At 67.4% G+C, this 20,340-nt stretch carries 20 protein-coding genes; 9 read left to right on the top strand and 11 right to left on the bottom strand.

Translation table 11 applies throughout. From position 1 onward, the window contains the following. Nucleotides 1–18: 18 nt before the first annotated feature. Nucleotides 19–1,404 (bottom strand): MFS transporter, encoded by a 1,386-nt coding sequence (locus GBZ48_RS33875; protein WP_246307652.1) that lies wholly within the window; start codon nt 1,402–1,404, stop codon nt 19–21. An 884-nt stretch (nt 1,405–2,288) separates the two neighbouring features. Here GBZ48_RS33875 and GBZ48_RS33870 point away from each other — a divergent pair. The 3 genes from GBZ48_RS33870 to GBZ48_RS33860 are packed head-to-tail and all read left to right on the top strand — an operon-like array spanning nt 2,289 to nt 4,826. Continuing rightward, nucleotides 2,289–2,654 (top strand): FeoA family protein, encoded by a 366-nt coding sequence (locus GBZ48_RS33870; RefSeq protein ID WP_174475045.1) that lies wholly within the window; start codon nt 2,289–2,291, stop codon nt 2,652–2,654. 36 nt (nt 2,655–2,690) lie between these two features. Continuing rightward, the gene (gene feoB, locus GBZ48_RS33865) at nt 2,691–4,613 is read left to right on the top strand and encodes a ferrous iron transporter B (RefSeq protein ID WP_174475044.1); all 1,923 of its coding nucleotides are present in this window, start codon (nt 2,691–2,693) and stop codon (nt 4,611–4,613) included. A gap of 3 nt (nt 4,614–4,616) precedes the next feature. Further along, nucleotides 4,617–4,826, top strand: coding sequence for a hypothetical protein (locus GBZ48_RS33860; protein ID WP_246307651.1), 210 nt, complete (start codon nt 4,617–4,619; stop codon nt 4,824–4,826). A gap of 16 nt (nt 4,827–4,842) precedes the next feature. Here the strand turns inward: GBZ48_RS33860 and GBZ48_RS33855 are convergent, their stop codons facing one another. Both GBZ48_RS33855 and GBZ48_RS33850 read right to left on the bottom strand, forming a co-directional pair. Further along, nucleotides 4,843–5,523, bottom strand: a complete 681-nt coding sequence (locus GBZ48_RS33855; protein WP_174475043.1) for a pentapeptide repeat-containing protein — start codon at nt 5,521–5,523, stop codon at nt 4,843–4,845. Nucleotides 5,524–5,596: 73 nt separating this feature from the next. Continuing rightward, on the bottom strand, nt 5,597–7,513 hold the full coding sequence (locus GBZ48_RS33850; protein ID WP_174475042.1) for a methanol/ethanol family PQQ-dependent dehydrogenase: 1,917 nt from the start codon (nt 7,511–7,513) through the stop codon (nt 5,597–5,599). Nucleotides 7,514–7,992: 479 nt separating this feature from the next. Between GBZ48_RS33850 and GBZ48_RS33845 the strand changes: the two genes are divergently transcribed. Together GBZ48_RS33845 and GBZ48_RS33840 are read left to right on the top strand one after the other, a co-directional pair. After that, nucleotides 7,993–9,339, top strand: a complete 1,347-nt coding sequence (locus GBZ48_RS33845) for an ATP-binding protein (RefSeq protein ID WP_343049780.1) — start codon at nt 7,993–7,995, stop codon at nt 9,337–9,339. Beyond that, complete coding sequence (locus GBZ48_RS33840) at nt 9,336–9,968, top strand: response regulator (RefSeq protein WP_174475041.1); 633 nt, start codon at nt 9,336–9,338, stop codon at nt 9,966–9,968. The genes GBZ48_RS33845 and GBZ48_RS33840 overlap by 4 nt, the downstream gene beginning before the upstream one ends. A 6-nt stretch (nt 9,969–9,974) precedes the next feature. Here GBZ48_RS33840 and mntR read toward each other — a convergent pair whose 3' ends face one another. Next, a complete protein-coding gene (gene mntR / locus GBZ48_RS33835) occupies nt 9,975–10,412 on the bottom strand; it encodes a manganese-binding transcriptional regulator MntR (RefSeq protein ID WP_174475040.1) in 438 nt (145 codons plus the stop codon). A gap of 114 nt (nt 10,413–10,526) precedes the next feature. On the opposite strand from mntR, the gene GBZ48_RS33830 reads away from it, so the two are divergent. The 3 genes from GBZ48_RS33830 to GBZ48_RS33820 all read left to right on the top strand — a co-directional run bounded on the left by GBZ48_RS33830 (nt 10,527) and on the right by GBZ48_RS33820 (nt 13,312). After that, complete coding sequence (locus GBZ48_RS33830; protein ID WP_174475039.1) at nt 10,527–11,885, top strand: Nramp family divalent metal transporter; 1,359 nt, start codon at nt 10,527–10,529, stop codon at nt 11,883–11,885. 78 nt (nt 11,886–11,963) lie between these two features. Next, nucleotides 11,964–12,401 carry a hypothetical protein gene (locus GBZ48_RS33825; protein ID WP_174475038.1) on the top strand — a complete coding sequence of 146 codons (438 nt, stop codon included), beginning with the start codon at nt 11,964–11,966 and terminating at the stop codon, nt 12,399–12,401. Nucleotides 12,402–12,484: 83 nt separating this feature from the next. Then, the gene (locus tag GBZ48_RS33820; protein WP_174475037.1) at nt 12,485–13,312 is read left to right on the top strand and encodes a MetQ/NlpA family ABC transporter substrate-binding protein; all 828 of its coding nucleotides are present in this window, start codon (nt 12,485–12,487) and stop codon (nt 13,310–13,312) included. Nucleotides 13,313–13,381: 69 nt separating this feature from the next. Here the strand turns inward: GBZ48_RS33820 and GBZ48_RS33815 are convergent, their stop codons facing one another. Continuing rightward, nucleotides 13,382–13,879, bottom strand: a complete 498-nt coding sequence (locus GBZ48_RS33815) for a nuclear transport factor 2 family protein (protein ID WP_246307650.1) — start codon at nt 13,877–13,879, stop codon at nt 13,382–13,384. A 292-nt stretch (nt 13,880–14,171) separates the two neighbouring features. Here GBZ48_RS33815 and GBZ48_RS33810 point away from each other — a divergent pair, with 292 nt between their 5' ends. Then, nucleotides 14,172–14,549 (top strand): hypothetical protein, encoded by a 378-nt coding sequence (locus GBZ48_RS33810; RefSeq protein ID WP_109050894.1) that lies wholly within the window; start codon nt 14,172–14,174, stop codon nt 14,547–14,549. Nucleotides 14,550–14,560: 11 nt separating this feature from the next. On the opposite strand, the gene GBZ48_RS33805 is transcribed toward GBZ48_RS33810, so the two are convergent. From GBZ48_RS33805 to GBZ48_RS33780, 6 genes are all read right to left on the bottom strand, one after another. Continuing rightward, nucleotides 14,561–15,097: an HD domain-containing protein gene (locus tag GBZ48_RS33805; protein ID WP_174475036.1), complete on the bottom strand. Its 537-nt coding sequence runs from the start codon at nt 15,095–15,097 to the stop codon at nt 14,561–14,563. A gap of 275 nt (nt 15,098–15,372) precedes the next feature. Then, the gene (gene speB, locus GBZ48_RS33800; RefSeq protein ID WP_174475035.1) at nt 15,373–16,425 is read right to left on the bottom strand and encodes an agmatinase; all 1,053 of its coding nucleotides are present in this window, start codon (nt 16,423–16,425) and stop codon (nt 15,373–15,375) included. A gap of 37 nt (nt 16,426–16,462) precedes the next feature. Further along, a complete protein-coding gene (locus tag GBZ48_RS33795) occupies nt 16,463–17,260 on the bottom strand; it encodes an ABC transporter permease (protein WP_174475034.1) in 798 nt (265 codons plus the stop codon). Next, the gene (locus GBZ48_RS33790; protein WP_098736408.1) at nt 17,260–18,111 is read right to left on the bottom strand and encodes an ABC transporter permease; all 852 of its coding nucleotides are present in this window, start codon (nt 18,109–18,111) and stop codon (nt 17,260–17,262) included. Before GBZ48_RS33790 ends, GBZ48_RS33795 begins: the two co-directional genes overlap by 1 nt. After that, complete coding sequence (locus GBZ48_RS33785; protein WP_174475033.1) at nt 18,108–19,169, bottom strand: ABC transporter ATP-binding protein; 1,062 nt, start codon at nt 19,167–19,169, stop codon at nt 18,108–18,110. The genes GBZ48_RS33790 and GBZ48_RS33785 overlap by 4 nt, the downstream gene beginning before the upstream one ends. Before the next feature lie 130 nt (nt 19,170–19,299). Next, nucleotides 19,300–20,340 (bottom strand): ABC transporter substrate-binding protein (locus GBZ48_RS33780; protein ID WP_211105991.1); only part of this gene is annotated, 1,041 nt, incomplete at its 5' end.

Below are 20,340 nucleotides of genomic sequence, written 5' to 3'. Positions count from 1 at the left end.
GGCTGGGGGCGGGGGAATTCATCGGACGGCTTCTCCCGCTGCCGGCGAGGCGGACGGAACCAGCAGGAAGACGACGCAGAAGGCCATGCCGCACAGCATGCCGAGCGCACCGAGAGCCACCAGCGCAGCCTGCATTCCGAAGCGGTCGGCAAGCGCAGCAGCCAGCAACGGACCGATCACCGAACCGCCGCGCTCCAGCAGACGATAGACTGCGAAGACGCTGGAATCGCCCATGCGGGCACAGTCCGCGCGGCAGACCTCCGGGACCAAAGCCAGTTGGGTGGCGTTGTTGAGGGCATGGGCGACGCCGAGAGCGGCGATGCCGATCAGGATTCCGGCGACGCCCGGTTCCTGCAGGATCGCGAGCGTGCCGGCCCCGCCGATCAGCCCGCCCAGCCCGGCGAACAGGGCATGACGGCCGGTACGGTCGGCCATCCTCGACACCCATGGGCCGAGCAGGACGATGATCAGCCCATAGGTCATCATCAGACGGCCGATCCCGGCCGGCGTCTCACCCGCCGCATGCAGCGACACCGGGACGAGATAGAAGAGGTATCCGGTCAGCATCAGCTTCGTCGGCACCGACGAGAACAGCAGCAACGCCAGGAACCGGGGATTGGCAAGCAGTGCGGTCGCATCGCCCATGCGGAAGGGGCGTCGTTGCACCCGCTCCGTCCGGTCGGCCGGAAGAATCGTCACCGCTGCCGCCGCGGCAAGCGCCAGCAGCGCCGAAACGGCGAAGGTGGTGCGATAGCCGAACTGGTCGGCGAGGATGCCGCCCAGCGGCGCGCCGCACAGGCCGGCAACGATCACCGCGGCGACGAATTGCGCCATGCCGCGCGCGCGCCGGTCCGCCGGGGTGTGGCGGGCGACGAAGCCCTGCGCACCGATGAACATCACCGCATAGCCGAGCGCGCAGGCCCCGCGCCACAGCAGCAGTTCCGCCATCGACCCGGCCGTCGCCGTTCCGATGAATCCCGCCACCGCCGGCAGGGTGCCGAGCAGCAGCGTGCGGCGGCTGCCGAACCGATCGGCCCAATGGCCGGCGAAGGGGGTGAAGACGGCGACCAGAGCCATGAAGAGCCCGATCGGCAGCCCCATCATCACGGTCTCGGACAGGCCGGGAACCGGGGTGTAGAGCTCGCGGGCGTAGAGCGGCAGGAAGGACCGCGACAGTTCCTCCGCCAGCATGAACAGGAACAGGGCGGCACGCATGCGGCCCACCGCCGATGCCGGCTCCGCATCTCCGCGGCCCGGGCGGGCGGCGAGCAGGAGCAGCCCTTCGAACACCAGAAGAAGGCAGACGACCAGCAGCACGGCAGCGTCATAGAAAAAGCCGCGCACCGCCTCGGCCGGCAGCAGACCCGCGAGCCCCGGCAAAGTCATGGCACAGAAGGCAAGCATGGCCCCTGCCACCACCGCCAACCCCCGCAAGGGCGTGGCGCAGGGTAAGCGTCGGATAGAAGGCAGCAGCAGGCCGGCTGACCACAGAAGCACCGGAATTGCAGCCGCCAGGATCGCCATATGGTTGCGTGCTGAATCGAGCGAAATCCGCATAGCAGAAAAGGCTGAACCCGCAGCGGCATTTCCATAAAATTTTGCATAAATCAGACAAGAAAACAGTATGATTCCAATCATCGTTAGAACAGGCAGAATCACGTGCGGACGTGTGACTGATCTCGATTGCATTGTTAGCTCCAGACACACAACCGCTGCGCAGAAGTGTTTCGGAGGCTAAATCCTAACTCCAAAGAATTGGTAAATCGAAATTGCTTCGGAAATAAAAGTTCTAGATTCCAAACGCCATACCTGGGTATGCTTTTTGTTGGCAATACGGATACTGAAAATATTCGGACAAATGCAATGTCGCGTCCCTTGATACATATTAATGATATTTTTTTATATGAATTCATGCATTTTTTTGGCAGTGTAAACGACCGATGCCGAGCGAAGCGCGACGCTCATGCATAGAATACACACGCTGGTTGCAGCGCAGCAAAGGTTGAGCTTTGCTATTTCGAATTGGAATCGGTTTCTGATTTTCACACATAATGAGAGTGAGATCGCGAAAGCGCACCTCACTCCCTCGCTTTTTTTCGGAAAATCATAAAATTTTCCGTCCATGGGAGGCGCGCCTCACCCCCTCCAATCCCATGCCGCGAGGGCGGGATCGCTCCGCGGCGCTTCGCCACATCGCAAATGCAAATGATTCGCATCATTGTCGGGTCTGCGGCCATTGCCGCCGATGCGCACGTCCTTTCCGGCGTGCCGCCCACAGGTGTCACACCATGATTCCGCCGCTACCCGGCCCCGCCCATGCCGCCACTCCGTCTCCCGCCACCCGCCGGGCTCCCGGTCCAGCGCCCGGCACCAGCTCCGATCCCCCCGTCGGCAACGATTGCTGCCGTCTCGGCGTGTTGCGCAAGGGCCAGCGCGCGGTTGTGACCGGGCTAGACGACTCCGCCGTCGCAACCCCGCTGCCGCCCGGCGAACTGGAACGCCGCATGATCGAGATGGGCCTGATCGAAGGCGCCCGCGTGGAAATCCTGCATGAGGGATTCCCCGGCGCCGATCCGCTTGCCGTGCGTATCAACGACCACACCCTGGCCCTGCGCCGGGCGGAGGCGCACGCCGTCCTGGTGACGCTCGGCTGAGCCGTCACCTCCTCTCCCTGCGGAAAGGTTTCCGCGATGTCCGATACCGTTCTATCCACCCTGGCCTTCACCGGCGTCCCGCCGCGCATCGCCCTGGTCGGCAATCCCAATTGCGGCAAGACCGCCCTGTTCAACGCGCTAACCGGCGCCCGCCAGAAGGTGGCGAACTATCCCGGCGTGACGGTCGAGCGCAAGATCGGGGAGTTCCTCAGCCCGGCCGGCACCCGCGTGCAACTCGTCGACCTGCCCGGAACCTACAGCCTGCGCGCCCGCTCTCCCGACGAGGAGGTGACGCGCGACGTCGTGCTGGGCCGCTTCCAGCATGAAGCCCCGCCGGACGTGATGGTCTGCGTCGCCGACGCCACCAACCTGCGCCTGCATCTGCGGCTGGTGCTCGAGTTGAAGAAGCTCGGCCGGCCGATCATCCTCGCGCTCAATATGATGGACGTGGCGGAGGCGCGGGGCTGCCGCGTCGATGCGGCGGCGCTGTCGGCGGCGCTGGGCGTGCCGGTGGTCCCGACGGTGGCGATCAAGCGCACCGGCGTGGTCGGGCTGCTCGACCAGATCGACCGCAGCATGATCGCGATGACCGCCACGCTGCCCCCCTCCCCCGGCACCTCCTCCTGCGGCTGGAGCGAACCCTCCGCTCTCGACCTGCGCGCCTATCATCAGGAGGTCGAAACCATCCTGGCCGCCGCATTGCGCGATGCAGGCCGGCCGTCGCTCGCGACCCGCCGCATCGACGCCGCCCTGCTGCATCCGGCAATTGGCCTGCCCTTCCTGTTCCTGGTGCTGTTCCTGATGTTCCAGGCGGTGTTCGCCTGGGCGGCCGTGCCGATGGACATGATCGACAAGGGACTGGGCTGGATTCAGGCCGTCGCCGGAGCGGTCCTGCCCGACGGCCTGCTGAAAAGCCTGCTGACCGACGGCATCATCGCCGGTGTGGGCAGCGTGGTGATCTTCCTGCCGCAGATCCTGGTGCTGTTCTTCTTCATCCTGATGCTGGAATCCACCGGCTACATGGCGCGGGCGGCCTTCCTGCTCGACCGGCTGATGGGCGGGGTCGGGCTGCATGGCCGGGCCTTCATCCCGCTGCTGTCCAGTTTCGCCTGCGCTGTCCCCGGCATCATGGCGGCCCGCACCATCGAGAACCGTGCCGACCGGCTGGCCACCATCATGATCGCCCCGCTGATGACCTGCTCGGCCCGGCTGCCGGTCTATACGCTGATCATCGCCGCCTTCGTTCCCGACCGGACCGTGGCCGGCGGCATGATCGGCTTGCAGGGGCTGGTGATGTTCACCCTCTATGCCGCCGGCATCCTGTCGGCGCTGGCGGCCGCCTTCGTGCTGAAACGCACGATCTTCAAAGGAGCCCGCGAACCGCTGCTGATGGAACTGCCGTCCTACCGGCTGCCCAGCCCGCGCGACATCCTGCTTGGGCTGCTGGAGCGGGCGCGCATCTTCCTGGCCCGCGCCGGCACGGTGATCTTCTCCATCATGATCCTGCTTTGGTTCCTCGGCAGCTTCCCGGCGGCGCCCGACGGAGCGACCGGACCGGCCATCGACTACAGCTTCGCCGGGATGCTCGGCCATGCGCTGGCCCCGCTTCTCGCCCCCATCGGCTTCACCTGGCAGATCGCCATCGCCCTGGTGCCGGGCATGGCGGCGCGCGAGGTGGCGGTGGCGGCGCTCGGCACCGTCTATGCGCTGAGCGAGACGGGCGACGCACTCTCCGGCTCGCTGGCCGGCGTGCTGGCGGCGGACTGGAGCCTGCCGACGGCGCTGTCGCTGCTGGCTTGGTTCGTGTTCGCCCCGCAATGCGTCTCCACCCTGTCGGTGGTGAAGCGGGAAACCAACAGCTGGTTCTGGATGCTGGTGATGATCGTCTACATGACGGCGCTCGCCTATGGTGCCGCCTTCGTCACCTTCCACCTGTCCAGCGCCCTGCTGGGAGGGTGAGCCATGATGGAAAGCCTTCCCGAAACCATCCTTGTCGGACTGATCGTCGCCGCCGCATTCGCCTGGGTGGCCTGGACCATCCTGTTGCCCGCCCCTTTGCGCAACCGCCTGCGCCGGCTGGCGGGGCGGCCGGCTCCCTCGCAGGCGGGCGGCTGCTCCGGCGGTTGCTGCGGCTGCGAGGCGGCGGGACCGAAACGCGGCAAGCGCTGCTGACGGTCCCGCCGCACCGTCACCAGCCGGTCGGGCAGGATCTGCAACCGGTCATCAGCGCGTCCTGGAAGATGGCGAAGCGCAGCTTGGCCCCGTCCATGTTCGCACCGGACAGGTTGGACAGGGCCATCTTCGCTTCCTGAAGGTTGGCCCCCTCCAGGCTGGCGCCGGCAAGATTGATCTTGTCGGCGCGGATCGCCTCCAGATTGGCAGCGGTCAGGTCGCTGCCGGTGAAGTCTGCACCGGTCGCACGGGCGAATTCCAGATTGGCGCCCCGCAACCGCGCACCGGACAGGCGCGCGCCCTGGAGAAAGGCGGTGCGCAGGTCGGCACCGTCCAGAATGGCGCCGGTCAGGTCGGCGCCGCGCAGGTCCGCCTTGCGCAGGTCGGCCCGCATCAGGTTGGCGCCATGCAGATCGGCCCCGGCCAGCGACAGCCCGCGCAGATTGCGATGCCGCAGATCCAGGTTGGGGCAGACGATGCGGGGACCGAGCGTGCATCCGTTGACAACGCTCGCCCGCTCCTCCTCGCCGCCACCGACCGGCTGTCCGGCCTCCTCGACAGCCACCGGAATCGCCGCCGTCTCCATCTCTGCCGCCAGGACGGCTGGGGCCGGCGCGGCAAGGCAGACGGCCAGTGCGTTCAGGGCCAGGATCCGGCAGAGTTTTCTCGGCAGCACGGCCTTGCTGTGCGACGTCATGATGATGCCTCCGATGAAAAGGACCGGGGCGGCAACCGCCCCGGCGCTCCATGCTCCGGTTTCGTGGAGCCGGTCACTTGCTGCTGGAGACCTTCACGTCGGCCAGCTTGAACACCCAAAAGGAACCGCCCTGGGTCACGCGGGTGGTCAGGTCGGCCAGATCGCCGCCCCACAGCGGCACCGCGCCGCCATAGCCGGTGGTGATGCCGACATACTGCACCCCGTCCTGCTCCCAGGTGATCGGGGAGGAGACGATCCCCGACCCGGTCTGGAAGTGCCACAGTTCCTGACCGCTCTTGGCGTCGAAAGCCTTGACGAAGCCGTCGCCGGTGCCGGTGAAGACCAGATTGCCGGCGGTCGCCAGCGTGCCGGCCCACAGCGGCAGTTCCTCCTTATGCTCCCAGACGATCTTGCCGGTCTTCGGATCCAGCGCCCGCAGGCTGCCGACATGGTCGTCGAACATCTTGTGGATGCGGAACCCCATGCCGAGATAGGCCGAGCCGGGGTTGTAGCCGACATGCTCGGTCCAGTAATCCTCCTTCCAATGGTTGGCGGCGATGTAGAACAGCTTGGTGTCCTCGCTGTAGGACATCGGGTTCCAGTTCTTGCCGCCCAGGAACGGCGGCGAGACCTCGACCGGCTTGCCGCGCTTCTCGCCTTCGGCCGGCAGCGGCGGACGCTGGCCCTCATTCTCGATCGGACGGCCGGTCTTCAGGTCGATGCCCTTGGCCCAGGTGATGCCGTCGACGAAGGGATAGGCCGCCAGCACGCTGTTGGGCTTGTTCGCCTCGCCGCCGGCCGTCGCCAGCTTGGTGCGGTCGGTGACGTAGAAGAAGCCGTTGCGGTCGGCATGGGCCGTCGCCTTCACCGTCTTGCCCGACGCGTCGGTGTAGTCGAACAGTACCAGCTCGTTGTTGCCGGAGAAGTCCCAGGTGTCGTTCGGCGTGTGCTGGTAGAAACCTTTCAGCTCGCCGGTGGTCGGGTCGACATAGGCCTGGCCGGAGGTATAGAGGCTGTCGCCCGGCCAGCGCGCCCATCCGTTCCAGGGTGCCGGGTTGCCGGTGCCGATGACGATGGTGTTGGTCTCCACGTCGAAGGTGGCGCTCTGCCAGGGCGCTCCGCCGCCGTGGTTCCACGCCTCCACCAGATTGCCGTCCTTGTCGCGCGGCCAGGAAGGAGCCTTGTCGCTGCCGGTCGGCGTGCTGTCCTTGCCGTTCAGCCGGCCCATATGGCCCTCGACCAGCGGACGCATCCAGATCTCGTCGCCGGTGTCGGGATCGCGGGCGAACAGCCGTCCGACCACGCCGAACTCGTCGCCCGAAGAGCCGTGGATCAGCAGGACCTTGCCGGTCTTCTGGTCCTTCACGATGGTCGGCGCGCCGGTCATGGTGTAGCCGACCTTGTGATCGGCGAACTTCTTCTTCCAGACGACCTTGCCGGTGTCCTTGTTCAGCGCGACGACGGAGGCGTCGAGCGTGCCGAAGAAGACCTTGTCGCCATAGATCGCGGCACCGCGGTTGACCACGTCGCAGCAGGGCCGGATGTCGTCGGGCAGCCGGTGGGAATAGCTCCACAGCCGCTTGCCGGTCTTGGCGTCCAGCGCGAACATCCGCGAGTAGGAGCCGGTGACGTAGATCACCCCGTCATGGACCAGCGCCTGGGTTTCCTGCCCGCGCTGCTTCTCGTCGCCGAAGGAGAAGGACCAGGCGGGGACCAGACGCGACACGCTTTCGGTGTTGATCTGCTTCAGAGTGCTGAAACGCTTTCCTTCCACCCCCATCCCGTACATCAGCACGTCGCCCGGATTCCTGGCATCGTTGGCGATGGCATCCCAGGTGACGTCGGAGGCCAGCGCCGGACCGGCAGGCGCCGCAGCCAGGAACAGCGTGGCGGCCACGGCCGCGATCCCGGCCAGATGGGTCCCGCGGGAGCGGTGTCGCGGCTTGCCGCCGGTGACGGCCGCAATCGTGCTGTAGGACGAAAGTGTCATGCGTTTCCCCCGATGATTGGCCGCGAAGCGGCGGTTACGGACAAGGCCTTGCGAAGCCGTGCCGGCGATGGCGTCACGCCGGCTCGATCCCGTTCCTGCGGGCGGCGGGAGGCGATGCCGCCCCCTGTACCGGGATGAGCCGAGCGTGACGATGTCGCGCCAGAAAGCCGTTGCTTTCTGAATGGCAGGACCCTTTTCAGGCTGGTCTGTGCATCCCGCCCGGCGCACAGCACCATGTCTTGCCGGCTCCAATAGTCTGCCGGGCGGCAGCCATGGTTCCATTCGACAATCCGGGGAAGAATTTCTTGACCCGATCCCATGATGACATCCCGGATCGGCCGGGATTTTTTCCCGTTCGATGCCGTACACGGCCAGGATCGGCATCCGCACTGTGGCTCGATTGTGCGAAGGGCGGATGGCACCCAAACAGATGGATGGGTTAGCATTCCGTCGATGGTCGTATTTCGGAGTGGACGCCGGTGTCGCTGAGGATGCGCATCCTGGCCTTGATCGGGCTTTTCCTTCTGCTGATGGCAACCGCCGGCGGGGCGGTGATGGTCGCCAATGCCCGCGATGCCGTCCGCGCGGAAATGGCATCCGCCCTCGAACTGGGCAGCGCGCTGAGCCTCGCGGTGGCGGAGCGCGGCGACATCCCTGGCGACATCGCCATGCTGAACGGGCTGGGGCTGCGTCATCTGCGCTTCATCGGGGCCGACGGCCTGCCACGGCCGGAACCGGCGGAACGGCGCGCACCGGACTGGTTCGCCGCGCTGATCGGCGTGGATTTGCAGGAACGGCGGTTGGCGGCAGGCAAGCTGCGCATCGTTGCCGAACCCTGGGACGAGATCGCCGAGGTCTGGGAGGACATGACCGATCTCGCCGCCGCAACGCTGGCGGTCGGTCTCCTACTGATGGGGGCCGCCTATCTGGCGGTCGGGCGTGCCCTGGTCCCGCTGGCGCGGCTGGAAGCCGGGGTGGAAAGGCTGCGCGCCGGCAATTACGCCTTTTCCTTCGATGGTCGCGGCGTCCCCGAACTCGACCGGCTGGGAACCGGAATCGCCGCGCTGGCCCATGGGCTGGCGGCGGCAGAGGCGGAGAACCGGCGGGCCGGCCAACGCATCGTCGCGGCGCAGGATGCCGAAAGGCGGGAGGTCGCCCGAGAAATCCACGACGAACTCGGCGCCGCCCTCTTCGCGATCAAGGTCGATGCCGGCCGTATCCTGCGTCTGCGGGACGTTGGAGCCGATGGGGACGCCACCAGCGAAGCGGCCGAACGCGCCGGCAAGATCCTGGACACCGCGGCGGAGGTCCACCGGCTGAGCCGCCGCCTTCTGGCCCGCCTGCGCCCCGCCCTGCTGGACCAGTTGCCGCTGAGCGAGGCGCTGGCCGAACTGGCCGGCGACTGGATGCGGCGTCAGCCCGACGTCGCCCTGACCCTTGCCGTCGAGCCGGCCGCGGCGGTGGCGGAGCTGGATGGCTGCGACGACGTGCTGCGGCTGACCGTCTACCGGCTGGTGCAGGAATCGTTGCTCAACGCCTTCCGCCATGCCAAACCGTCGGTTGTCGCCGTCAATCTGAGCATCGATCCGCAGGCGGTGGAGATCGTCGTCGCCGATGACGGACCCGGCCTGCCGGATGGCGACGAACCGGCAAGGAACGGCTTCGGGATTCCCGGCATGGCGGAACGGGTGCACACTCTGGGCGGCAGCCTGTCGATCGGAACCGCGGCCGGCGGCGGTACCCGTGTGTCGGCCCGCCTGCCCCGGCCTGCCCTGTCGTCCGCCCAGCCGCCATCCTCGCCGGCAGCATTGGAGCGCATGGCGTGACCCACACCATTCTTCTGGTCGACGACCATCCCATCGTCCGGGCCGGCTGCCAGCGCCTGCTGGCCGAAGCGGCGCTCGGCCGCGTGGTGGAGGCGGAGGATGTCGGCAGCGCGCTGGATCTGTGGCGGGCGGAGCGTCCGGACGTCGTTGTCCTCGACCTCAATATTCCGGGCGACGGCGGCGGCATGGCCGTGCTGCGCACCATCCGCGAGGAAAGCCCGGCGGTGCCCGTCCTGATTTTCAGCATGCACGAGGATCCGGCCATCGCCGCCCGCGCTCTGAAGGCCGGTGCCCGCGGCTATGTCACCAAGAACGATGCGCCAGACAGCCTGGCCTCCGCCATCGGCACGGTTCTGGCCGGGCGCATCCATCTGGACAGCGGGCTTGCCCGCGATCTGGCGCTGATGAGCCTGTCGCCGCCGTCCGATCCGCTGGCCGTCCTGACCCAGCGGGAGCTGGAGATCCTGGCCCTGGTCGGACGTGGGATGACCGCGGCGGCCATCGCGGAGCGGCTGGGGATCAGCCAGAAGACGGTCGCCAACAGCTGCACACAGATCAAGGACAAGCTGGGCGCCGACAGTGCCCGCGCCCTGATCCGCATCGCCATCGACAACCGTCTCGCCGACTGAACGGCGTCAGCCGCCCTGGGCCAGCGAGCGGCGGAAGGCGTCCAGCGTCTCGGCGCTGACATGGTGTTCGATGCCTTCGGCGTCGATGCGCGCCGTGTCGGCGCTGACGCCGAGGGAGCGGAGGAAGGCCACCACCGTCCGGTGCCGCTCCCGGCTTTCTTCGGCGATCCGCCGGCCGGCATCGGTCAGGAACACCGCCCGGTAGGGCTTGCGATAGACCAGCCCGTCGGCCGCAAGCCGGTCCAGCATGCGGGCAACAGTGGGTTGCGCCACCCCCAGCCTTGCGGCGATGTCGACCTGCCGGGCCTCCTGCCCGCTTTCGATCAGGTCGGCGATCAGCTCCACGTAATCCTCGGCCAGGGCGGTCCGCTGGGCTTCCCGCGTCTTGCGGAAACCCTCGGCATGGAGTTCGGCATCGGGAAGGTCCGCATCGCTGTCAGTCATGACCCACCCGCCCGGAAAAATGTTCGGATGCTGAAAGTATAGCACCTTGCATACTCGTTGTCCCGGTACATACTTGATTGATACCAGTTCGCATCTTGGCCGGGAGTCACGCCGATGTCGGAAGCCGAAGCCGCCGTGCCGCCCCACGGAGCCTGGAGATATGCCAGCTCGGACGGGCAAGTCCGGCCGAGCCTGCCGGAGGTCCATGCCTCCGTCGCGGTGCCGCAGGGCGGCCTGTGGCTACGCCGCCTGCTGGCCTTCGCCGGGCCGGGCTACATGGTGTCGGTCGGCTACATGGACCCCGGCAACTGGGCAACCGACCTCGCCGGCGGATCGCAGTTCGGCTATACGCTGCTGTCGGTCATCATGCTGTCGAACCTGATGGCGATCCTGCTGCAATCGCTGTCGGCCCGGCTGGGCATCGTCACCGGGCGCGATCTGGCGCAGGCCTGCCGCGACCATTACCCGCGTCCGGTCAATTTGATGCTGTGGGTGGCGTGCGAGGCGGCGATCATCGCCTGCGACCTTGCCGAGGTCATCGGCACCGCCATCGCGCTGAACCTGCTGTTCGGCATTCCGCTGATCGGCGGCGCGCTGATCACGGCGCTCGATGCCTTTCTGGTGCTTCTGCTGATGCAGCGTGGCTTCCGCTATCTGGAGGCCTTCGTGGTGGCCCTGCTGACGGTCATCGCCGGCTGCTTCCTGGTGCAGATCATCGCCGCAGCCCCGCCGGTGGCCGCCGTGCTGCATGGCTTCGTGCCGACGACGCAGGTGGTGACCAACCCCGGCATGCTCTATGTCGCCATCGGCATCCTGGGGGCGACGGTAATGCCGCACAATCTCTACCTCCACTCCTCCATCGTGCAGACGCGGGCCTATCCGCGCACGGACGAGGGGCGGCGCGACGCCATCACCTGGGCCACCATCGACAGCACCATCGCGCTGATGCTGGCCCTGTTCGTCAACGCGGCGATCCTGATCCTGGCGGCCAGCGTCTTCCATGGCAGCGGCCATACCGAGGTGGCGGAGATCGGCGAAGCGTTCGAACTGCTGTCGCCCCTGCTGGGGTTGGGCATCGCGTCGACCCTGTTCGCGGTGGCGCTGCTGGCGTCGGGCCTCAATTCCACCGTCACGGCGACGCTGGCCGGGCAGATCGTGATGGAAGGGTTCCTGCGGCTGCGGCTGCCGCACTGGATGCGCCGGCTGCTGACCCGCGGCCTCGCCATCATCCCGGTGGTGGTGGTGACGGCTCTCTACGGCGAAAGCGGCACGGCCCAGCTGCTGGTGTTCAGCCAGGTCGTGCTGTCGATGCAGCTCCCCTTCGCGGTCATCCCGCTGGTCCGCTTCGTCACCGACCGCGGCAAGATGGGCCGCTTCGTCGTGCCCGGCTGGGTCGCCGGGCTGTCCTGGGTCGTCGCCGGCCTGATCGTGGTGTTGAACCTGAAGCTGCTGTACGACACCGTTCTGGGCTGAGCGCTGTTGTGCATCGGGCGGGACGCGTTATGTGAAAGACCGTCCCAAACGGTTGCGCATCGCCGCGGAGGATCGGACATGACCATCGGCCGTCAGCGAATGATGTTGGTATGGCGCGGCGGGCTTCTTGCCGCGGCCACCCTGCTGTCCGCCTCCTGCGCCAACCCGCAGGCCGAACTGGCGTTGCGAGCGCCCGAGGCGATGGTGGGAATGAGCAAGGGCAGCCTGCTGTCCTGCGCCGGCGTGCCGGAACGCTCCGCCGTCAACGGAGATGCGGAGTATCTGGTCTACACCCGCCGGCAGACCCTGGTCGACCGCGACGTGGATTGGGAGCCCAGCCCCTGGCTCGGCCCGCGCGGACCGCTGCTGTGGCAGCCCGACGTGACGACCTGGTCAAGAACCTACAGTTGCGAAGCGACCTTCGAACTGCATGGCGGGCGGGTCACCGCGGTGCGCTACAACGACAGGCGCGATCCCACGCTGTGCTACCAGATCGTCGGAAATTGCATGCGCTAGGCGCCGGCCGGTCGGGCTATCTGGCGGCCTCTCGGTACCCCGTCAACGACCGGGGCCGCAGAGCCAAAGATAAAGGAGTCGACATGCAAGGCAAAACAACATCATGGCTACGCCGAGCCGGACTGGCCGGCGGCATTGCGCTGGCCCTCTTCGCCGCCCAGATCGCCGTCCAGGTCACCGAGGCCGCGGCCGAGACCGTGAAGCTCGGCGTCATGGGCGGTGCGGAGGAGGAAATCGCCGAGGTGGCGAAGACGGTGGCGGCCGGCAAGGGTCTGACCGTCGAACTGATCACTTTCTCCGACTACAACATCCCCAACGCGGCGCTGGACGCCGGCGACCTCGACGCCAACGCCTTCCAGCACAAGCCCTATCTGGAGGCCCAGATCGCCGCGCGAGGCTATAAGATCGTGCCCATCGGCTTCACCATCGTCGAGCCGATGGGGCTCTATTCCCGCAAGATCAAATCCGTCGGCGATCTGAAGCCCGGTTCCAGCATCGGCATTCCGAACGACCCCAGCAACGGCGGCCGTGCGCTCAACCTGCTGGCGGCCAACGGCCTGATCAAGCTGGCGCCCGGCAAGGGCCTGTCGCCGAGCATCCTCGACATCGCCGAGAATCCGAAGGCGCTCAAGCTGGTGGAGCTGGAGGCGGCGCAGTTGCCGCGCGCCTTGGAGGATTTCGATGCGGCGATCATCAACACCGACTATGCGGTGAATTCCGGCCTGACCCCGTCGAAGGACGCGCTGATCCAGGAGCCGCGCGAAGGCAACCCCTACGGCAACTTCATCGCCGCGCGGGAGAAGGACAAGGACCGTCCCGCCTTGAAGACGCTGGTCGATTCCTTCCAGTCCAAAGAGGTCCGCGACTTCCTGGAGACCCGGTTCAAGGGCGCGATCCTGCCAGCCTGGTGACCGGTGCCCTGCCGCCTCCCCCCTTGCGGGTGGGAGGCGGCAGAAGCGGCGATCAGGTGGTCGGGGCGGTCAGGCGGCCGGAAGCGGCGAGGCCTGGCGGGCGAGCAGCTTCCAGGCTCCGTCGACCTTCTTCCAGACCTGCAGCACCTTGATGTGGGCGGTGTTGGTCTTGCCGTCCGGCAGGTTGTTGACCGAATCGAAGGTATGGCGGGCGACCGCGATGTCGCCGACCACCTGGATCGCATGGTCGCTGAGGTCCAGCGCCTTGAAGGCGTTCTTGCCGTCGAGGCTGCCGACGAAGGCGGCCTTGTCCTCCAGCCGGCTGTTCGAATGGCCGTAGGTCAGTTGGTCCATCGTCATCGCCCGCAGCGTGGCACCGTCGCCCGCCAGCATGGCGTCGCGAAGCCCGTTCACCGCCTTCGCCACCGCCTGCTGGTCGTCATCGGCGGCAAACGCACCGCCCAGCGGTGCGATGGCGGCGGGCATCGCCAGTCCGGTGGCGGCGGCGGCGAGCAGAAGGCGGCGCGAGCGGATGTGGCCGGATTTGAACGCAGTCTTCTTGAGCATGGTGACCCTCCCATTCGATTGCAGTCACGCCCACCCGGAACGCCGGCGGGCCGCAATGTAATATACTAGTATCCACGTCAGCACCACAAACCGTTGGGGTGTGCGCTGGTTCGCCGCAGAGGAACGGATCGGCCCCCCGGTGGATTTCCGGCCCATGGATTTCCAGTTGGCATGCCCCCATCCGCATGGGCTATGTGACTTTCCGGAGATCATCTTGTGATTGGCTGCGCCGGACGGGGCGGGCGGCTATGCTCCCCGCCGCGGAGACGGATTTGAGAGCGGGGAGAGGGGCATGACGACCAGACGGCGAAAGCTGCCGCGCAAGCGCAAGGGCCGGCAGGCGACCGCGGTTCGCGGGTCGGCAGGGGAGCCGGTCAACACCGGACGGCCGTCCCAGGGTGGTTTGACGACGGCCATCAGGGGGACCGCGGCGACCGCAGGCATGGCGGCCAAGGGCCGCGGCCGGGTGCGCTACGTGCCAACGCCGGATGCCGCCGCCGGCCGCTTCCTCAGCCCGGAACAGCAATTTCTGCTGAAGAAGCGGCGCGAGGCCGAACAGCGCGAGGCGAAGGACCGGCGCACCGCCTTCGCCATCATCCTGGTGCTGGTGCTTCTGGCGGCGGGTGCGGTGGCCGGTCTGGTCTGGCTCTGGCGGTCGTCAGCCCTCTGACCGCGACGCCGTCAATGCGTCGCCCCGGCCAGTGCTGCGGCGTAGCGTTCGGCCAGCAGCGGGCTGGCGGCGGCACAGGCCTCCGCCACGAGGCGGGAGCCCTGGACATAGGCATCGGCCCGCTCGACGCTCCAGGACAGCGGGCGTTCGACCGCCAGCGCCTGCAGGATTGAAATCTGCTCGGCAAGCTTGATGCGCTTGGCCCCTTCGGGTGCGGCGGCGAGGCGGGCGGCCTGGATCGCCTTGCGCTCGGCAATCGCCTTGCCGACATCTTCCGGCGCGTCGCTGACCGCGGCGACGAGGTCGGCGACCTCCTGCCCGAATCGTTGGGCCAGATCGGCGACGTTGGTCAGCCCATCCTCGACCGCGTCGTGCAGCCAGGCCGCGGCGATCTCGGCGGGCGTGCCACCGGCCTGCGCCACAAGCTCCGCCGTTTCCGACAGATGCGAGACGAAGGGCGTGCGCGCCCGGTCGGGCCGATAGGTGCCGTCATGCAGTTCCGCCGCGTAACGCAGCGCCGCGATGACCACTTCCTTGTCCATAGACATGTGCTCTCCTCCGCGCCGCGGGCGGGCGGCGGAGGCCATGGCCCGTCCCGGCGGCGACAGTCCGCAAGGATGCCCGGCCGGGCGGCGCCCGCGGTGAAGGCGCGGCGGCGACCGATCCCGAATGTTCGCAACCGGGTAGGGAGATGGTCCGTCCTCGTACGGCCGAAGTCCAGGCCCTCGGCCGGCGGCACATCGCCGCGGTCTGACCTCCGGGGTTGGCGGAGCAAGGCGGAAACCGCCTTCGTCCGCCACACGCGCACCTTCGGCTGCCGGCCTCAGCCCCGCCGCTGCTCCAACGCCTTGACGGCAAGACACAGGATCTCGAACAGCATCTGCGCGCCGGCCTGGGCAGTGGTGGTGTTGGCGTCATACTGCGGTGCCACCTCCACCACGTCGCCGCCGATGACGTCGAGCCCGGCCAGACCGCGCAGAAGCTCGATGGCCTCCCGCGTGCTCAGTCCGCCGACCTCCGGCGTGCCGGTGCCCGGCGCGAACACCGGATCGAGGCAGTCCACATCGAAGGAGACATAGACCGGCCCGTCGCCGACCACCCGGCGGGCCTGCTCGATCACGGCGGGAATGCCGCGCTGCGCCACCTCCTCGGCATGGATCACCGTCATCCCGGATTCGTAGGAGAACTCCCAGAGGAACTCGGTGCTGCCGCGGATGCCGATCTGCACCGTGCGCTCCGGATCGAGCACGCCGTCCAGCACCGCCTGGCGGAAGGGGCCGCCATGGTGGAACTTCGACCCTTCGTAGGGGCCGCCGGTGTCGCAATGGGCATCGAAATGGATCATGCCGACCGGCCGGTCCCGTCCCACCGCCTTCAGGATCGATTGGCTGATCGAATGGTCACCGCCGACGGACAGCGGGATCACCCCGGCATCCATCACTTTGTTGTAAAAGCTCTCGATGTCGTGATGGCAGGCCTCCAGGCTGAAGCGGCTGGACAGCGGCACATCGCCGACATCGGCCATCCGGCAGGACGCCGACGGCACCATTTTCAGCACATATTCGTAAGGACCGATCCGCTCGATGGTCCGCACCGCCCGCGGACCGAAGCGGGCCCCGGCGCGGTTGGTCACCCCCAGATCCATCGGCACGCCGATCAGCGCAACCTCCAGCCCGCCGAAATCGGGCAGTTCGGGCGCATCGGGACGGTATGGCGCGTCGAGCAGGGTGGAGATCCCGGCAAAGGGCTGGGTCCGCCGCCCCCCGGCCGAGAATTGCAGGGCGGCGACACGCTGGAACTCGGGAGAGTGGATGTCGGCACCGCCGCTGCCGCTGTATTTCTCACGCAGACGGTTGAGCTTGTCCGGATCGATCATTTTGGAAAGTCTCCTGTCGGAAGGTCAGTCGGCCCAGTCAGTCGGCTTTGATCCAGGCGCCCAGCAGGCGCGGAAGGTCGCCGAAGCGGGCGATCAGCCCGAAGACGGCCGCGGTCAGCAGCACGAACAGCACGGTCACGGCGGCCATGGTCGGCGTGTAGCCGTAGCGCAGGGCGTTGAAGATTTTGATCGGCAGCGTTTCCAGCGTGAAGCCGGCGACCATGTAGGCGACGATGTATTCGTTGAGCGACAGCACAAAGGCGAAGGCGAAGCCGGAAATCATGTATGGCCGTACCAGCGGCATCACCACCGTCCGCAGCACGGTGCGGTCGTCGGCCCCCATGGTCGAGGCGGCCTCGACAAAGCTGCGGTCCACCGCGCCGAAGCCCAGCGACAGCGTGACCAGCGGCAGGGTGACGAAGAAGACGGCGTGGCTGACCACCACCGTCCATGGCTCGCCATACTGTCCGAAGGTGGACCAGAAGCTGAGGAACCCCAGCGCGGTGATGACCGGCGGCAGGATGAAGGGGGCCATGCCCAGCACCTCGAACGCCCGCGCCCAGGGCGCCCGCCAGCGCCAGATGAACCACGCCAGCGGAAAGGCGATGGCGACCGCCAGCGCCGCCGAGGACGCCGCCACCACGAGGCTGGCGACCAGTGCCCCGCGCCAGCCGGGATCGGTGAAGATCTCGGCATACCATGCCGGCGACAGACCCTTGGGCGGGAAGTCGAGCGAGCGTTTGGCGTTCAGCGACACCCCCGCCACCACCAGGATAGGTGCTGCCAGGATGAGGCCGATCAGGCCGGCCATCAGGCTGTTGAGCCAGCGCAGCATCACGCCTCCTCCTTGCGTCCGAACAGCAGGGACAGCCCGACCAGCGCCAGACTGACCAGCACCAGAAAGACCGCCATCGCCGCCGCGAACGGCATGTTGGACTGGTAGATCGCCTGATCGGTGATCAGCACCGACAGGGTCCAGTGCTGCGGCCGTCCCAGAAGCTGCGGCAGCAGGTAGCTGCCAAGCGCGAAGACGAAGGCCATGATCAGGGTTGCCACGATGGTGTTGCGCTGGGCCGGCACCACCACGGTGAAGAAGGCCTTGAGCGGCGAGGCTCCCAGCGTCCGCGACGCCTCCACCAGCGCCGGGTCGAGCCGGGCCAGCGCCGGATAGAGCACCAGCACGGTGTAGGGGAAGGCCTGATAGACCATGCCGGCCAGCAGCGCGCCGAAGCTGGGCGACAGCGATTGCGGCTCCGCCATCAGCCCGACCGCCACCAGCAGGTTGGTGATGCCGGCGGTGCGCGACAGCAAGGTCGACCAGGCGAAGCCGATGATCACCTCCGACAGCGACAGGATCGACAGCAGGAAGACCAGCCAGCGCACCTGGGCCGCCCGCGGCAGCCGCGCCAGCCGGTAGGTGAAGGGGAAACCGATGCCGACAGCCACCACCGCCACCAGTGCTGCCAGCTCCAGCGAGAAGGACAGAACGCCGCCGAAGAAGGCGCTGAGAAAGCGTTCGTAATTGGCGAGCACCAGATCGGGCTCGTAGAAGCCGCCGGGAATCCGGCGGGCGACGCTGACCGCGATCATCAGGCCGAAGGGAATGACGAAGAAGACGACCAGCATCAGCGCCGGAAACAGGATCGGCGCGTGCTCGCCCAGGCTGCGGGGCGCGCGGCGGATCATGACACCCTCCCCTCCGGCGGCAGCACGACGCAGGCCTCGGCCGGAATCTCGACGATGACGGCGGCACCCGGTTCGACGCCCGGGCGGTCCTGCGGCCGGGTCAGAGCCACAATCTCCCGTCCGGCGACGTCGATGCGGAACTCGACGCTTGCGCCGAGATCGCGGACGAAGGACAGGGTCCCGGCCAGCCGGTTTGCTCCATTGGGCGCGGTCGCCGGATGCAGCAGCACCTCCTCCGGCCTGACCGACAGCAGGGCGCGGCCATGCGGCGGCAGTCCGGCCAGGGCCAGTTCGCCTCCCGGCACGCTGGCGCGGCCAGGGGCAGTCACCTCGCCTTCCAGCAGGTTGGTCATGCCGATGAAGTCGGCGACGAAGGCGTCGGCAGGCTGGCGGTAGACATCCATCGGCGGGGCGGCCTGACGGATCCGCCCCTCCGACATCACCACCACCAGATCGGCCATGGTCATCGCCTCCCGCTGGTCATGGGTGACGACGATGGTGGTGATGCCCAGCCGCCGCTGAAGCTGCTTCAGTTCGATCTGCATCGCTTCGCGCAGCTTGGCGTCGAGCGCCGACAGCGGCTCGTCGAGCAGGAACAGCTTCGGCTCAAGCGCCAGGGCGCGGGCGATGGCGACGCGCTGGCGCTGACCGCCCGACAGCCGCGACACCGGCCGGTCGGCCATTCCGGGCAGGCGCACCAACTCCAGCAGGCTGTCGGCCCGGCGGCGGCGCTCGTCGGCGGGAACGCCGCGGATGCGCAGGGGATAGGCGATGTTCTCCCCGGCGCTGAGATGGGGGAACAGGGCCAGCGACTGGAACACCATGCCGAAATCCCGCTTGTGGGCGGGGGTTGCGGTGATGTCGCGGTCGTCGATCAGCAGCTGGCCGCCGGAGGGTTCCTCCAGCCCGGCGATCATCCGCAACAGCGTGGTCTTGCCGCAGCCGGAGGGCCCCAGCAGACAGACGAACTGCCCATGCGGGATGCGCAGGCTCGCCCCATGCACCGCGGTGAAGCTGCCGTAACGCTTGGTGAGACCATCGAGAACGAGGGCGGACATGGGCGGGCCTCCGGATCGTTCGGAAAAGACGGAGCCCTTCCCCCCGGTCTTTTGGATTTCCGTGCGATTCACGCTTCAGACGAGTCCGTCTGAAGCGACCGCACTCGGGGGGAGGAAGGGCGTTCGCGGGTCAGCCCACGATCATTTCCGTCCATTTCTGGTTCAGCCAGTCGGCCTTCGATACATAGAGGTCATAGCGCGGAACGATGGGCGCCAGATCGGAGGAGACCGCGGCGAACTCCTTGTCGGTCAGGTCGGTTGCCGACCGGTCGATGGTCGGCGAGGTGCCGACCTTGCGCGACAGCAGCGCCTGGATTTGCGGCTGGCACATGTAATCGATGAAAACGTGGGCCAGATCGCCGGCCTTGGATGCTTTGGACACCGCCCAGCTGCCGGAATCGAGGATGCCGCCCTCCTTGGGGAAGGTGGAGCGCACCGGATGGCCGTCGGCGGCGGCAAGGCCGGTGACGTCATGGTAATACTGCCCCATCGGGACCTCGCCCGATTTCAGCGCCGCCTCGAACTGCGCCTCGTCGCGATACCAAAGCTTCACATTGTTCTTCAGCTCGGCCAGCTTCTTGAAGCACTCCAGCTGGCCCTGTTCGCTGTCGAGATGCTTGGAGCCGCCGAAGAAGGTGGCAGCGGTCACGTCCAGCAGGAAGGAGTTGGAGACCAGCGCCAGCAGGCCGAGCTTGTCCTTGTTGGCCGGATCCCACAGCGCCGCCCAGCTTTCCGGAGGCTGGGGGTAGCTCTTGGTGTTGGTCACCAGGGTGATGTACCAGGACACCGCGCCGATGCCGGACAGCCTGCCGTCGGGATACTTGTTCATCAGCGCCGGCTTGACCTTGGCGGCATTCGGCAGCCTGGCGGGATCGAGCGGCGCCCACAGCTCGGCAGCCATGCCCTTCAGCATCGCCACCTGGGACATCATCGACACGTCGGCCGGAGCCTGTTTCGCACGTGCGGCCTGCTCAAGCTGGATCAGCCACGCCTCGCCCGTCGGTTCGGCCACCGCCTCCACCACGATGCCGGTCGCCTTGGTGAAGTCCGGGAAGATGTGCTTGTCGAAGCTGTCCTTGAAATAGCCGCCATATACCCCGACCTTCAGCGACTTCGATTGGGCCCGGACGATGGAGGGAAACCCCACCGCCCCCACCGCCGCAGCTGCGGC

Origin of the sequence: Azospirillum melinis (assembly GCF_013340935.1) — a bacterium.
In the GTDB taxonomy this organism is placed as follows: Bacteria; Pseudomonadota; Alphaproteobacteria; order Azospirillales; family Azospirillaceae; genus Azospirillum; species Azospirillum melinis.
This window is presented reverse-complemented; position numbering and strand designations above follow the sequence as displayed.

Coding starts and splice junctions, on each gene's coding strand:
- GBZ48_RS33875 (WP_246307652.1), bottom strand. CDS start 1,404: ATGCTTGCCTTCTGTGCCATGACTTTGCCGGGGCTCGCGGGTCTGCTG.
- GBZ48_RS33870 (WP_174475045.1), top strand. CDS start 2,289: ATGATTCCGCCGCTACCCGGCCCCGCCCATGCCGCCACTCCGTCTCCC.
- feoB (WP_174475044.1), top strand. CDS start 2,691: ATGTCCGATACCGTTCTATCCACCCTGGCCTTCACCGGCGTCCCGCCG.
- GBZ48_RS33860 (WP_246307651.1), top strand. CDS start 4,617: ATGATGGAAAGCCTTCCCGAAACCATCCTTGTCGGACTGATCGTCGCC.
- GBZ48_RS33855 (WP_174475043.1), bottom strand. CDS start 5,523: ATGACGTCGCACAGCAAGGCCGTGCTGCCGAGAAAACTCTGCCGGATC.
- GBZ48_RS33850 (WP_174475042.1), bottom strand. CDS start 7,513: ATGACACTTTCGTCCTACAGCACGATTGCGGCCGTCACCGGCGGCAAG.
- mntR (WP_174475040.1), bottom strand. CDS start 10,412: ATGACTGACAGCGATGCGGACCTTCCCGATGCCGAACTCCATGCCGAG.
- GBZ48_RS33830 (WP_174475039.1), top strand. CDS start 10,527: ATGTCGGAAGCCGAAGCCGCCGTGCCGCCCCACGGAGCCTGGAGATAT.
- GBZ48_RS33825 (WP_174475038.1), top strand. CDS start 11,964: ATGACCATCGGCCGTCAGCGAATGATGTTGGTATGGCGCGGCGGGCTT.
- GBZ48_RS33820 (WP_174475037.1), top strand. CDS start 12,485: ATGCAAGGCAAAACAACATCATGGCTACGCCGAGCCGGACTGGCCGGC.
- GBZ48_RS33815 (WP_246307650.1), bottom strand. CDS start 13,879: ATGCTCAAGAAGACTGCGTTCAAATCCGGCCACATCCGCTCGCGCCGC.
- GBZ48_RS33810 (WP_109050894.1), top strand. CDS start 14,172: ATGACGACCAGACGGCGAAAGCTGCCGCGCAAGCGCAAGGGCCGGCAG.
- GBZ48_RS33805 (WP_174475036.1), bottom strand. CDS start 15,097: ATGTCTATGGACAAGGAAGTGGTCATCGCGGCGCTGCGTTACGCGGCG.
- speB (WP_174475035.1), bottom strand. CDS start 16,425: ATGATCGATCCGGACAAGCTCAACCGTCTGCGTGAGAAATACAGCGGC.
- GBZ48_RS33795 (WP_174475034.1), bottom strand. CDS start 17,260: ATGCTGCGCTGGCTCAACAGCCTGATGGCCGGCCTGATCGGCCTCATC.
- GBZ48_RS33790 (WP_098736408.1), bottom strand. CDS start 18,111: ATGATCCGCCGCGCGCCCCGCAGCCTGGGCGAGCACGCGCCGATCCTG.
- GBZ48_RS33785 (WP_174475033.1), bottom strand. CDS start 19,169: ATGTCCGCCCTCGTTCTCGATGGTCTCACCAAGCGTTACGGCAGCTTC.